This is a genomic window from Streptomyces sp. SAI-135, from assembly GCF_029893805.1.
Classification (GTDB): Bacteria; Actinomycetota; Actinomycetes; order Streptomycetales; family Streptomycetaceae; genus Streptomyces.
Map to the genome: position 1 here is coordinate 7,397,171 of NZ_JARXYP010000002.1, position 12,886 is coordinate 7,410,056.

Below are 12,886 nucleotides of genomic sequence, written 5' to 3' on the forward strand. Positions count from 1 at the left end.
ACCTCCGTATTGCCATATGGACTGACGGACACTCAGCCGCCGGGCAGGGGGCGATACACGGTGAGCGCCTCGGGCAGCTTCTCCACGGTCACGTCGCCCCCCACCTCGGTCACCTCACCGTCGTAGGCGAAGGGCGTGCCCGGGGCGACGCCCGTCAGACGCAGCCGTCCCACCTGGACCGCCGCATGGGCGGGGGAGCGGGTCAGCGGGCCCGCGACGGCGGCGGCGAGCAGGCGCAGCGCGGGCCGGCGCCCGCCGTGCACCACCCGTACGTCGAACAGGCCGTCGGCGAGGTCGGTGCGGCGGCCGGGGGTGAGCCCCATCCGGTGGTAGGTGCCGTTGCCGACGAACAGCAGCCACAGCGGCCGGGACCGGCCCCCGAACTCGGCCTCCAGCGGATGCCGGTCGGCCCGCAGCACCCGCAGCGCCCCGAGCACTCCGGCCGGCCAGCCGCCGATCCGGCCCGACCAGCGCTCCCGCTCCCGGACCAGCTCCGGGTACACGCCCAGGCTGCACCCGTTGACGAAGACACCCTCGTGGCCGTCGCTGGTGAACCGGCCCGTGTCCACACGGACGGCCTCACCCTGCTGGACGGCCCGGGTCAGATCGCGCGCCCCCTCCACGCCGAGGTCGTAGGCGAAGTGGTTGAGGGTGCCGCCCGGCAGCACCGCGAGGGGCACGCCGTGCCGCAGGGCGGTCTCGGCGGCGGCGTTGACCGTGCCGTCGCCGCCGCACACCCCGAGCACCGTGGCGCGGGCCGCCGCCTTCTCCAACTCGGCCCGCACATCGGACGGTTCGCACTCGACGATCTCGGCCAGCGGCAGCCCGTCGTGCAGGGCGCGCACCCGTTCGGCGGTGCCCGAGGCAGTGTTCGCCACCATCACCAGGCCCTCGCCGTCCGGCAGCGCGGGCACCTGCGCGCGGGGCCGGGCCGGCGGCACGATCTGGGCGCGCGTCGGCACCAGGCCCCGTACGGCGAAGGCGGCGCCCGCGCCCAGAGCGGCTCCCGCCAGCACGTCGCTCGGGACGTGCACGCCCGTGCGGACCCGGGAGAGCGCCACCGACCAGGCGACCGGGGCGACGGCCGCGCCCCAGCCCGGGGACTCCAGCGCCACGCCCGTCGCGAAGGCGGCGGCCGAGGCCGCGTGGCCGGACGGGAACGAGGTCGTGATCGGCCGGCGCCTCAGCTGCCGGACCACGCGGACCGGGTCCGGGACGGGGCGGGTGCGGCGCACCGAGCGCTTGCCGAGGGTGTTGACGGTCAGGGAGGCGAGGGCCAGGGAGGCGAGCCCCCGGGCGGCGGCGCGACGGGACCTGGGGGTACGGCTCGCGGCCATGGCGGCGGCGGTGGCGAACCAGAGGACGCCGTGGTCGGCGCTTCTGCCGAGCCGGGGGAGGACCGGCTCGGAGGCGGGCCGGCGCCGGGCCGCCGCGAACGCGAAGAGGCGGGAGTCCAGGGCGAGCAGGCGGTCGCGCAGCGGGCGCGCACCGGTGCGGAGGACGGTGGGATCAACGTCTGGGCTCATGCCCTTGCGGGTACCCGCCCGCGGGCTGCTCGGTCGGTGCCCTCTGCGGGCCGCATGCGGCTGGTCGCGCAGTTCCCCGTGCCCCTGAGCCGGGTGCGGTGCCGTGGTTATGCGTTTGCCCAGGTCCTGCCTCTGCACCGACAATGCGCCCCATGGGACATCTGGAAGCCGCGCATCTCGAGTACTACCTTCCCGACGGGAGGGCGCTGCTCGGCGATGTGTCGTTCCGGGTGGGCGAGGGGGCCGTGGTGGCCCTCGTCGGGCCGAACGGGGCGGGCAAGACCACCCTGCTGCGGCTCGTCTCCGGCGAGCTCAAACCGCACGGCGGGACGGTCACCGTGAGCGGCGGCCTGGGCGTGATGCGCCAGTTCGTGGGGTCCGTACGGGACGAGACGACCGTACGGGACCTGCTCGTGTCGGTCGCGCCGCCCGGCATCCGGGAGGCCGCGCGCGCCGTCGACGAGGCCGAGCACCTGATCATGACCGTCGACGACGAGGCCGCCCAGCTGAAGTACGCGCAGGCGCTGTCCGACTGGGCCGAGGTGCGCGGGTACGAGTTCGAGACGCTCTGGGACATGTGCACGACGGCCGCGCTCGGCGTGCCCTACGACAAGGCGCAGTTCCGGCAGGTGCGGACGCTGTCCGGCGGTGAGCAGAAGCGGCTCGTGCTGGAGGCGCTGCTGCGCGGCACGGACGAGGTGCTGCTGCTCGACGAGCCGGACAACTACCTCGACGTGCCCGGCAAGCGCTGGCTCGAGGAGCGGCTGAAAGAGACCCGCAAGACCGTCCTGTTCGTCTCCCACGACCGGGAACTGCTCTCGCGGGCCGCCGAGAAGATCGTCTCCGTGGAGCCCTCACCCGCCGGTGCCGACGCCTGGGTGCACGGCGGCGGGTTCGCCACCTATCACGAGGCGCGGCGCGAACGCTTCGCGCGCTTCGAGGAGTTGCGCCGGCGCTGGGACGAGAAGCACGCGCAGCTCAAGAAGCTGGTGCTGAACCTCCGCCAGGCGGCCAGCATCAGCCACGAGCTGTCCTCCCGCTACCAGGCGGCCCAGACCCGGCTGCGCAAGTTCGAGGAGGCCGGCCCGCCGCCCGAGCCGCCGCGCGACCAGGACATCACCATGCGGCTCAAGGGCGGCCGCACCGGCGTGCGGGCCGTCACCTGCACCGGACTCGAACTGACCGGCCTGATGAAGCCCTTCGACCTGGAGGTCTTCTACGGCGAACGGGTCGCCGTCCTCGGCTCCAACGGCTCCGGCAAGTCGCACTTCCTGCGGCTGCTGGCGGGGGACGACACCGTGGCGCACACGGGGCAGTGGAAGCTCGGGGCGCGGGTCGTGCCCGGCCACTTCGCGCAGACGCACGCCCACCCGGAGCTGTTCGGCCGCACCCTGCTGGACATCCTCTGGAAGGAGCACGCCCAGGACCGCGGCCCCGCGATGTCCCGGCTGCGCCGCTACGAACTGACCGGACAGGCCGAGCAGAGCTTCGACCGGCTCTCCGGCGGCCAGCAGGCCCGCTTCCAGATCCTCCTGCTGGAGCTCCAGGGCGTCACCGCGCTGCTTCTGGACGAGCCCACGGACAACCTGGACCTGGAGTCCGCCGAGGCCCTCCAGGAGGGCCTGGAGGCCTTCGAGGGGACGGTCCTCGCGGTCACCCACGACCGCTGGTTCGCGCGCTCCTTCGACCGCTTCCTGGTCTTCGGCTCGGACGGACGGGTGCGCGAGACGCCGGAACCTGTGTGGGACGAACGGCGCGTGGAAAGGGCCCGGTGACCGCCGGTCACCGGGCCCTTCCCAAGCCTCTCAGGCCCAGCGCAGCAGGGCGCCCAGGCCGCCCACCGGGACCTCGTCGGCCACCGGCGTCACCGACAGCGCCGGAGCGCCGGTCGCCACCGCCGACCTGATCAGCGCGTCGTCCGCGCGGGCCGACCAGGAGTTCTGCTCGCCGAGGATCTTCAGATCCGTGCGGCGGACCGCCAGCTGGTCCGGGTCCTCGCCGACCCACACCTCACGGTGCGCGTCGGGCCCGTCCGGGCGGATCAGCAGTTCGTCGATACGGTGCTCACGCGCGGCCTCGACCAGCGCGGGAACCCCTTCCACGGCCCCCGGACGGCCGTCGTCGCCCGGGGCGCGGGCCGCGAGGAACCGTTCCAGCTCCCGCTCCGCGCGCCCGCGCACATGCTCGCCGCGGGCCCGCTCCACGTCCTCGTCGAGCAGCCGGCTCCCGGCGCCGTGCTCCGCCTCCACCACCCGGTCGTGCAGCCGCTTCGGCAGCCGCTCGTGCACCGAGCGCTTCTCCCGCTCGTCACCGACCAGGATCAGCAGGTCGGCGCCGGTCTCCTCCTGGCAGACCGCGAGCGCGTCGGCGATCTCGGCCGCGTTGTGCTCCCAGGTGTTCTCCACCCGCAGCTGGAAGTGCCGCTCCGACCAGTCCGAACTGCTCGTCCGGTGGACGGGCCACTGCCGGCCGGAGACCGACCCGGCGCCCTTGCGCCCGAGCGCCCCGCGCAGCTCGAAGTCGGCGCCCTTGCGGTCGACGTACGCCACCACGCACACCGGATCCTCGCCGGCCAGCTCCAGCAGCGGCGCGGTGTGCGGCAGCGGTGCCCAGCGCACCAGGCTGCCCTCGGGCGACCTGGTCAGGGACGGCTCCAGGACGACCTCGCCGGCCCGGGCGAAGACGGCCCGGCCGTGCGGTTCGGACGAGTGCGTCAGTTCCTCCAGCGCCTCCCGCACGGCCACGCAGGTCTTCTCGTCGGCGCCCTGCGTGGACAGCTCGCGGGAGACCGCGACCGCCGCGAGGTGCCGCTCGTGGGGGGTGTCCTCGGTATGTCGCGAGGTGTCGACGTACACGGAGGCCCAGGGGCCCGGATGTTCGTACAGTGGGTGAAGGAAAGCGAGATCCATGGTTCCCTCCCGGATGCCGCTCGGGGGCAGTGCGGTAATGCTTGCGGGGCGGGTACCCGAAGCACATGAACGAACACGACGAGCGGGACACCACGATGACCGGAGTCGACCCCAGCCGGTTGGACGACCACCAGCTCATGAAAGAGCTGGAGACGATCCATCGCACCCGGCACGAAACGCTGCTCCACGGCTCGAACGACGCGCTCAGCGCCCACAACGAGCGCATGGCCCGGCTCGAGGGCGAGTACCTGCGCCGCAACCCGCGCCGGACGGTGGCCGCGGGCCGCACCCGTGAGGGCGCGCGGGAGCGCGGGTCGGGGGAGTCGGCCACCCCGGCGCTGGACTGACCGGAGGCGGGACTGACCGTAGGCGGCGCCGACCGGGGGCCGGGCCGACCGCGCAAGTCCGCCGACAGCCGACAGTGGCCTGCCGATCACTCGATCAGCAGGCCACCGGTGAGGTGCCCGAAGCGCTCAGTGGCGCGTCGGCGGCCGGTCCCAGTGCCGGTGCGCGGCGATCGCGGCCACGAAGGCGTCCAGGAACTCCTCGCCCGCCGGACCCGGGGACGTCTCCGTCACCACGCCGTGGTCGGCCTCCACATGGTGGAACTCCGCGGACAGACGCAGCCCCTCCGGCTCCAGCGACGACAGGATCCCCACACCCGAGCCGAGCGCGCCGATGGGCTTGCCGTGCCGGTAGGCGTCCCGCACGAAACGCGTCATGTCCGGGTCGGCGGCCGCCGGCGGGGTGCCCACGGGGCCGCCGGGCAGCAGGACGGCGTCGTACAGCACGGACGCGACGGTCGGCAGCGCCCGGTCGACCGTGTACAGCTCGCCGTCGGCACCCCGCACCTCCCCGTCCGCCGGTGCCAGCGCCTCCACGATCGCGCCCTCGGCGGCCAGCCGCTCCCGCACCGAGGTCACCTGCTCGGCGTCGATCCCGTCGGTGACGAGGACCGCGATCCGCCGGGTGCGGATGGAGCCGTCGCCGCGCAGCGCCTCCAGGCTGAGCGCGGGGGAGGCGAGCTTGTACGCCGTCTCACCACCGGACGGCTCCGGAACCCCGATGCCGCGCGCCACCCGGGCCGCCAGCTCGCCGTCCACCTTGGCGAGCTGCTCGACCGTCCGGGCCCGTACCGTCCGGGCGCCCACCTTGCCCAGCTCGAAGCGGAACGCCTCGACGATGTGCTGCTTCTCCCAGTCGGCCATGCTGTTCCAGAACAGCGCGGGCTGGCTCCAGTGGTCCTGGAAACTCGGGCTGCGCCGTCGGATCTTGTGCCCGTCGACCCGTTCCGCGTAGTGGGTGAACGCGTGTCCGTCGGCGCCCGCGTGGGCCGGGCAGCCACCGCCGAGGGAGTTCGGGAAGTAGTTCGTGCCCCGGTGGATCGCGCTCTGGTGGGCGCCGTCGCGCTGGTTGGTCCGCACCGGCGCCACCGGCCGGTTCACCGGCAGCTGGGCGAAGTTGGGACCGCCGAGCCGGGTCAACTGGGTGTCCAGGTAGGAGAAGTTGCGGGCCTGGAGCAGCGGGTCGTTGGTGAAGTCGATGCCGGGCACGACGTTGGCCGTGTGGAAGGCGACCTGCTCGGTCTCGGCGAAGAAGTTCTCCGGGTTGCGGTCGAGCACCATCCGGCCGATCGGCCGGACCGGCACCTGCTCCTCGGGGATCAGCTTCGTGGCGTCGAGCAGATCGAAGTCGAACGCGAACTCGTCCTCCTCCGGCACGAGTTGCACGCCGAGCTCCCACTCCGGGAACTCGCCGGCCTCGATGGCCTCCCACAGGTCGCGCCGGTTGAAGTCCGGGTCACGGCCCTGGCACTCCTGCGCCTCGTCCCACACCAGCGAGTGCACGCCCGGCTTCGGCTTCCAGTGGAACTTCACGAAGGTGCCGCGCCCCTCGGCGTTCACGAAGCGGAAGGTGTGCACGCCGAAGCCCTGCATCATGCGGTAGCTGCGCGGGATCGCGCGGTCCGACATCAGCCACATGACGGCGTGCAGCGTCTCCGGCTGGAGCGAGACGAAGTCCCACAGGGTGTCGTGCGCCGAGGCGCCCGTGGGGATGTCGTTGTGCGGCTCCGGCTTCACCGCGTGCACGAAGTCGGGGAACTTGATGCCGTCCTGGATGAAGAAGACCGGGAAGTTGTTCCCTACCAGGTCGTAGTTCCCCTCCGACGTGTAGAACTTGGTGGCGAAGCCGCGCACGTCCCGCACGGTGTCCGCGGACCCCTTGGGGCCCTGCACGGTCGAGAAGCGAACGAACACCGGGGTGCGCACCGAGGGGTCCTGGAGGAAGGCGGCACGGGTGAACTCGGCGCAGGACTCGTACGGTTCGAAGTACCCGTAGGCTCCCGCGCCCCGCGCGTGCACCACCCGCTCCGGGATCCGCTCGTGGTCGAAGCGGGTGAGCTTCTCCCGGAAGTGGAAGTCCTCCATCAGCGTCGGACCGCGCTCACCCGCGGTGAGCGAGTCGTCCGTGTGGTCGACCTCGACACCCTGGTCGGTGGTGAGCGGCCCGCCGGCGGGGTCGTCGGCGTGGAAGTGCTCACGCTGACGCTGTTTGCGGTCGGCAGGGTCCATCAGGCGGCCTCCTGGGCGAACACGTCGAGGAACGTCTGGCAGAACGCCTTGAGGTCGTCCGGCTTACGGCTGGTGACCAGCTTGTTGTCGCCGTGGTCGCAGACCTTCACCTGCTCGTCCACCCAGGTGCCGCCCGCGTTGCGGATGTCCGTCTGCAGACTCGGCCAGGAGGTGAGCACCCGGCCCCGTACGACGTCGGCCTCCACGAGCGTCCACGGCGCGTGGCAGATCGCGGCCACCGGGCGTCCCTGCGTGAAGAAGTCCCGCACGAACGCCACGGCCTTCTCGTCCATCCGCAGGAAGTCCGGGTTCGCCACCCCACCGGGCAGCACCAGCCCGTCGAAGGAGTCCGCGGACGTCTCGCCCACGACCTCCTGCACGGGGAAGGTGTCCGCCTTGTCGAGATGGTTGAACGCCTGGATCTTGCCGGGCTCGGTCGAGACGAGCACGGGTTCGTGTCCCGCGTCCACCGCCGCCTGCCACGGATCGGTGAGCTCGATCTGCTCGACGCCCTCGGGTGCGGTCAGAAACGCGATGCGCATGATGTCCAACGTCCTTTCCTGAAAAGCCTTTTCCTCACAGGGAGTCCCTGTCGTCCGGGTCCGCGCGGCTGATGTCGGCGAGCGCCGAGCCCGGGTCGCGGGCCTCGGCGATGTCCCCGAGGCTCACCATGCCGACGGGCAGACCGTCCTCGACGACCGGCAGCCGCCGTACGGCGTGGGCCCGCATCAGCGCGGCCGCCTGGGTCACCGGGTCGCCGGGGGCGACCGTCAGCGGGTCCGGCGTGCACACCGACCGGACGCTCACGGTCAGCGGATCGGCGCCGTCGGCGACGGCCCGGACCGTGATGTCCCGGTCGGTGAGCATCCCCACCACGTGCTGACCGTCGGCCACGACGACATCGCCGATGTCCTGCGCGCGCATCAGGCGCGCCGCCTCGACCAGCGAGGCGTCCGGGCGCACGGCCACCACACCGGGCGTCATCACGTCCCGGACGAGCTCCGCCGTCACGGGGTGCCCTCCGTCCGGGTCAGCGCCCGCGCGAGCTCCTGGACATTGGCGTAGTTCTCCTTGCGCGGCAGAGCGTCCACCGCCTCGGCAAGGGCGTCGGGGGCGTTCTTGCGGCGCAGTACCCGCACCAGCTCCTGCGCGGTGGCGGGGAACGAGCTGCGGCCCAGGAGCCGGGCCAGCTCCAGCCGGACGGTCTCCAGGGACGCCCCGGCGCTGCCCGGTGTCACGGGTCCGCCCCAGACCTGCGGATCGTCGTCGGCGGTCGGCTCCGGGTCGTGCCACTCCTCGGTCCGGGTGGGGTGCCCGGAGCGGAGCAGACCCTGGAGTTCGTGCTTCATCTCGTCGTCCCGGTGGCGGCTCAGCCGGTCGCTGCCTCGCTGCATGTCTCCCTCCAGATCTTCGGGGTCCGCACCGCGTACCCGAGCACCGCGGGCCGACACGGGGTTTGCCGTACGGAAGTCGGGAGACCCGTTCCCGACCCCCCGCGCACCTCCCTTGGGAAGGACATGGCGATGGTGGTCCTCGCCGCGCTCATACCGGTCCTCATGCTCGCCGCGCTGCTCGCGCTGGGCCGCTACGAGGAACTGATGCTCCCGGAGCCGGAGGGCGACCGGCCCGAACCGGCCGCCCTGCCGACGGCTACTTCTCCCGCCCCGGCAGGAACTCCTGCACCTTCGCCTTGAAGCCCTGCTTCACCATGGACCCCCGGTCGGCGTCGCCCTTCAGGATCGCGGCGGCCGTGGCCTCCATCTGCTCCCAGGTGGCGTGCGGCGGGATCGGCGGTACGGCAGGGTCGGTGAGGAACTCCAGGACCGCCGGCCCGTCCGCCTGCAACCCGGCCTGCCAGGCCGCCTCGACGTCCTCCGGCTTCTCCACCCGGATTCCGGTCAGACCGAGGGAGCGGGCGAACGCGGCGTACTGCACGTCGGGCAGCTGCTGCGAGGGAAGGAACGACGGGGCGCCCTCCATGGCGCGCATCTCCCAGGTGACCTGGTTGAGGTCGTGGTTGTTCCAGATGGCGACGATCAGCCGCGGGTCCTCCCACAGCTCGCGGTACTTGGCCGCGGTGATCAGTTCGGCCATGCCGTTCATCTGCATCGCCCCGTCCCCGACCAGCGCGATCGCGGGCCGGTCCGGGTGGGCGAACTTCGCGCCGATGGCGTACGGCACCCCGGGGCCCATCGTCGCCAGCGTGCCGGACAGCGACGAGCGCATACCGGGCCGCATGGTCAGGTGCCGGGCGTACCAGTTGGCGGTGGAGCCGGAGTCCGAGGTGACGATCGCGTTGTCGGGCAGCAGCGGATCGAGGGCGTGGGCCACGTACTCCGGGTTGATCGGGTCGGCGGACTGCTGCGCCCGCCGCTTCATCACCTCGCGCCAGCGCGTGACGTTGGCGCACACCGTGTCGTACCACTCCCGCCCGTCGCGCTCCACGTCGAGCATCGGGATCAGCCGCTGGAGCGTCGCCTTCGCGTCGCCGACCAGGTTCACCTCGTACGGGTAGCGCATCCCGACCATGTGCGGGTCGATGTCGATCTGCACGCCCCGCGCCTTGCCGAACTCCGGCAGGAACTGCGTGTACGGGAACGACGAGCCGATGGTGAGCAGGGTGTCGCAGTCCCGCATGAGCTCGTACGAGGGCCGCGTGCCCAGCAGGCCGATCGAGCCGGTGACGTACGGCAGTTCGTCGCTCAGCGCGTCCTTGCCGAGCAGCGCCTTGGCGACGCCCGCGCCCAGCAGTTCGGCGATCCGCTCCACCTCGGCCCGCGCTCCGGCCGCGCCCTGGCCGATCAGGATCGCCGGCTTGGCGGCGGAATTGAGGATCTCCGCGGCCCGCTCCAGGGACTCCGCCGAGGGCACCGCCGTCCAGGCGCTGCGGTCCAGGCTGGAGGGCACCATCTTGAACTCGTGCGTGGGCGCCGAGTAGTCGAGCTCCTGCACGTCGCCCGGGATGATGATCGCCGTGGGGCAGCGGCGGGCGTACGCGGTGCGGATCGCCCGGTCCAGGACGTTCGGCAGCTGCTCGGGGACCGTCACCGTCTCCACGAACTCCGAGGCGACGTCCTTGAACAGGGTGTGCAGGTCGACCTCCTGCTGGTACGAGCCGCCCATCGCCGTGCGGTGCGTCTGGCCGACGATCGCCAGGACCGGCACATGGTCGAGCTTGGCGTCGTACAGGCCGTTGAGCAGATGGATCGCACCGGGTCCGGACGTCGCCGCGCACACTCCGATGCGGCCGCTGAACTTGGCGTATCCGACCGCCTCGAACGCGGACATCTCCTCGTGCCGCGACTGCACGAACCTCGGCCGGTTCCCGGCCCGGCCCCAGGCCGCCAGCAGACCGTTGATGCCGTCGCCCGGATAGCCGAAGACATGGTCCACGCCCCACTCGCGCAGCCTTTCGAGGACGTGATCGGACACCTTGGTGCTCATGGGCTGACCTCCCGCATAGATGGCACAGGCAGCAGCCCTACGAGTCACCGTGCGGGCCCCGGGAAAACCTGTGGGTGTTTGGCCCACGGGGCCGGGGGCAGGCGCACTCACAGTGCTTCGGACCGGAGGCACGTCCGTGGGAGCGGCGATCGGCCGCCACGGCACTCGCCCGTCCGCACGCGGACGCGCTCCCCCGCCGATCGTCCACCAGAGCACGATCTAGGGAGTTGCGACGCACATGCCCACACCAGTGAGCGCGAAGCACCACCCGCACGACGACGCCCCGGACACGGCCGAAGCCTTCCGCAGGCTCGCCGCACTGCCCCCGGGACCCGAGCGCGAGACCCTGCGCGGACAGGTCGTCGAGGCCTGGCTGCCCATGGCCGACCGGCTCGCCGGCCGCTTCCGCAACCGCGGCGAGAGCTACGACGACCTCCGCCAGGTCGCCGCCCTCGGCCTGGTCAAGGCCGTCGACCGGTACGACCCCGCACGCGGCAACGCCTTCGAGAGCTACGCCGTGCCCACCATCACCGGCGAGATCAAGCGGCACTTCCGCGACCACATGTGGACCCTGCACGTGCCGCGCCGGGTCCAGGACCTGCGCAACCGGGTCCGCTTCGCCTCCCAGGACCTCGCCCAGACCATCCCCGGACGCAGGCCCACCGTCGCCGAGATCGCCGAGCGCGCCGACATGAGCGAGGAGGACGTCCTGGTGGGCCTCGAAGCGCTGGAGAGCTTCACCGCCCTCTCCCTGGACGCCGAACTGCCCGGCAGCGAGGACGGCTACTCGCTCGCCGACGCCCTCGGCTCGTCCGACCCCGCCCTGGACACGGTCGTCGACCGCGAGGCCGTCAGGCCCCGGCTGGCCGCCCTGTCCGAGCGGGAGCGCGCCATCCTCTACATGCGCTTCTTCGGCGACATGACCCAGAGCCGGATCGCCGAGCAGCTCGGCATCTCCCAGATGCACGTCTCCCGGCTGATCAGCCGCTGCTGCGGCCGACTGCGCGAGCAGATCATGCGCGACGCGTCCGGGTGAGGGGCGCTGCGGTGAGGCGGTGCCCGGGGGTGTTCCGGGCTGCCGTCCCGGTTCTCGCGTCCGCTTGGTGGCTGCCTGCGGTGGCTGGGCGAGCGGATCGCGGGGGAGGCGGTCGGGCGAGGGGTGGCTTCGGTGAGGCGGCACCGGGGGGTCCGGGCCTCTGCCCCGGTCTCCCGTCGGCTCAGCAGCTGCCTGCGGTGGCTGGGCGGGCGGATCGTGGGGATGGCGGCCGGGTGAGGGGCGGCTGCGGTGAGGTGGCGCCGGGGGTGTTCCGGGCCGCCGCTCCGGTCTCGTCCGCTCAGCGGCTGCCTGCGGTGGCTGGGTGAGCAGATCAGGCGGGACGCGGTCGGTCGACCGGAGCGACTGGGGGCGGATGCCCCGGCGGACGGCTGGTCCCCGGGGAGATGCCCATGGCGGACGGCCGCTCCCCAAGGCGGATGCCTCCGGCGGACGACGGCGCCCAGGGCGGCCAGACCGACGTTGCGTCGCAGGGCGGACGCCTCCGGCCGGCGGTCGCGCGAGGAGATCCGACGCCGCCCGGTGAGGGGACGGCTGCGGAGATTGCGGTGCCGGCGCCACCGCGTGTCACCCACTCGGCCCTCCCCGTCCCGCCAATGGCCTCCGGCCGCGCGCGGGACGGGGAGGGCCGGGCTGTGATGGCCGTGGGTGCGACCGTCGTGCCCCCGGTCCAGTCGTCGGGGCCCCGACGCCCGACGACGGGCCCCGCAGTCGTCGGCCGAAGGAGTCCACCCCATGCGCCGCACCGCCCGTCTCCGGGCCCTGACCGTCGTCCTCTTCGCGCTGGGCGTCACCCTGGGCTACGCCGCGCCGAGTGCCTTCGCGGACCCGGCCGCGGAGGTCAGCCCCAGCAGCGTCCAGCCGGGCGGCAGCGTCACCGTGTCCGTCTCCTGCGACCCCGGCACCGGCACGCCGCCCGCCACCCTCGACGCCACCTCGGAGGCCTTCGAGTCGCAGACCGTACGCCTGCAACTGGTGCCCGGCAACGACGACCAGGTCTCCGGCCCCGCCTACAGCGGCACCGCACGCGTCTCCGCCGACCAGGAACTCCAGGAGGGCACCGGCGGTACCGCCCCCGACTCCGCGTGGACCGTCGACGGCACCTGCCCGACCGCGGACCGCGCCCCCGGCAAGGCATGGAGCGCCACCTTCACCGTCACCCGGGGCGCCGACACCGGCACCAGCCACCGCCCGTGCCCCGAGCCGCGCACCGCCACCTGCGAGACCGCGGCCGTCCAGAAACCCGTCCGCGCCGGTCAGGGCGGTTCCTTCACCGACTCCGTGCCCGCCCTGGTCGCCGGCGGCCTGCTGATCGCGGGTGCCGTCGGCGGTGCCGTCCACCGGCTGCGCCGCAGAGCCCCCGGTGCGGACGCCTGAGGA

Annotated in this window: 12 protein-coding genes; 5 read left to right on the forward strand and 7 right to left on the reverse strand. The window is 72.9% G+C overall.

Annotated elements, in window-relative coordinates; all coding sequences use genetic code 11:
- Nucleotides 1-32: 32 nt before the first annotated feature.
- Complete coding sequence (locus tag M2163_RS37830; RefSeq protein WP_280896235.1) at nucleotides 33-1,526, reverse strand: bifunctional phosphatase PAP2/diacylglycerol kinase family protein; 1,494 nt, start codon at nucleotides 1,524-1,526, stop codon at nucleotides 33-35.
- A gap of 152 nt (nucleotides 1,527-1,678) precedes the next feature.
- On the opposite strand from M2163_RS37830, the gene M2163_RS37835 reads away from it, so the two are divergent.
- The gene (locus M2163_RS37835) at nucleotides 1,679-3,301 is read left to right on the forward strand and encodes an ATP-binding cassette domain-containing protein (RefSeq protein WP_280848411.1); all 1,623 of its coding nucleotides are present in this window, start codon (nucleotides 1,679-1,681) and stop codon (nucleotides 3,299-3,301) included.
- 30 nt (nucleotides 3,302-3,331) lie between these two features.
- On the opposite strand, the gene M2163_RS37840 is transcribed toward M2163_RS37835, so the two are convergent.
- Nucleotides 3,332-4,435, reverse strand: coding sequence for a Vms1/Ankzf1 family peptidyl-tRNA hydrolase (locus M2163_RS37840; protein WP_280896236.1), 1,104 nt, complete (start codon nucleotides 4,433-4,435; stop codon nucleotides 3,332-3,334).
- 65 nt (nucleotides 4,436-4,500) lie between these two features.
- Here M2163_RS37840 and M2163_RS37845 point away from each other — a divergent pair, with 65 nt between their 5' ends.
- Nucleotides 4,501-4,782 (forward strand): DUF6158 family protein, encoded by a 282-nt coding sequence (locus M2163_RS37845; RefSeq protein WP_280896237.1) that lies wholly within the window; start codon nucleotides 4,501-4,503, stop codon nucleotides 4,780-4,782.
- A gap of 126 nt (nucleotides 4,783-4,908) precedes the next feature.
- Here M2163_RS37845 and M2163_RS37850 read toward each other — a convergent pair whose 3' ends face one another.
- From M2163_RS37850 to M2163_RS37865, 4 genes are read right to left on the reverse strand one after another with little or no spacing between them, the layout of a single operon-like run.
- Nucleotides 4,909-7,008: a catalase gene (locus M2163_RS37850; RefSeq protein WP_280848409.1), complete on the reverse strand. Its 2,100-nt coding sequence runs from the start codon at nucleotides 7,006-7,008 to the stop codon at nucleotides 4,909-4,911.
- Entirely contained in the window at nucleotides 7,008-7,550 is a 543-nt protein-coding gene (locus M2163_RS37855) for a type 1 glutamine amidotransferase domain-containing protein (protein ID WP_280848408.1), read from the reverse strand. The genes M2163_RS37850 and M2163_RS37855 overlap by 1 nt, the downstream gene beginning before the upstream one ends.
- Nucleotides 7,551-7,584: 34 nt before the next feature.
- Nucleotides 7,585-8,019, reverse strand: a complete 435-nt coding sequence (locus M2163_RS37860) for a CBS domain-containing protein (RefSeq protein ID WP_280896238.1) — start codon at nucleotides 8,017-8,019, stop codon at nucleotides 7,585-7,587.
- A complete protein-coding gene (locus tag M2163_RS37865; protein WP_280848406.1) occupies nucleotides 8,016-8,402 on the reverse strand; it encodes a DUF2795 domain-containing protein in 387 nt (128 codons plus the stop codon). Before M2163_RS37865 ends, M2163_RS37860 begins: the two co-directional genes overlap by 4 nt.
- Before the next feature lie 123 nt (nucleotides 8,403-8,525).
- On the opposite strand from M2163_RS37865, the gene M2163_RS37870 reads away from it, so the two are divergent.
- A complete protein-coding gene (locus tag M2163_RS37870) occupies nucleotides 8,526-8,702 on the forward strand; it encodes a hypothetical protein (protein ID WP_280854324.1) in 177 nt (58 codons plus the stop codon).
- On the opposite strand, the gene M2163_RS37875 is transcribed toward M2163_RS37870, so the two are convergent.
- On the reverse strand, nucleotides 8,659-10,452 hold the full coding sequence (locus M2163_RS37875) for a thiamine pyrophosphate-requiring protein (protein ID WP_280896239.1): 1,794 nt from the start codon (nucleotides 10,450-10,452) through the stop codon (nucleotides 8,659-8,661). The genes M2163_RS37870 and M2163_RS37875 overlap by 44 nt on opposite strands.
- Nucleotides 10,453-10,690: 238 nt before the next feature.
- On the opposite strand from M2163_RS37875, the gene M2163_RS37880 reads away from it, so the two are divergent.
- Both M2163_RS37880 and M2163_RS37885 read left to right on the forward strand, forming a co-directional pair.
- The gene (locus M2163_RS37880; RefSeq protein WP_280896240.1) at nucleotides 10,691-11,488 is read left to right on the forward strand and encodes an RNA polymerase sigma factor SigF; all 798 of its coding nucleotides are present in this window, start codon (nucleotides 10,691-10,693) and stop codon (nucleotides 11,486-11,488) included.
- A gap of 753 nt (nucleotides 11,489-12,241) precedes the next feature.
- Nucleotides 12,242-12,883: a hypothetical protein gene (locus M2163_RS37885; RefSeq protein WP_280848403.1), complete on the forward strand. Its 642-nt coding sequence runs from the start codon at nucleotides 12,242-12,244 to the stop codon at nucleotides 12,881-12,883.
- The last annotated feature ends 3 nt before the right edge of the window (nucleotides 12,884-12,886 follow it).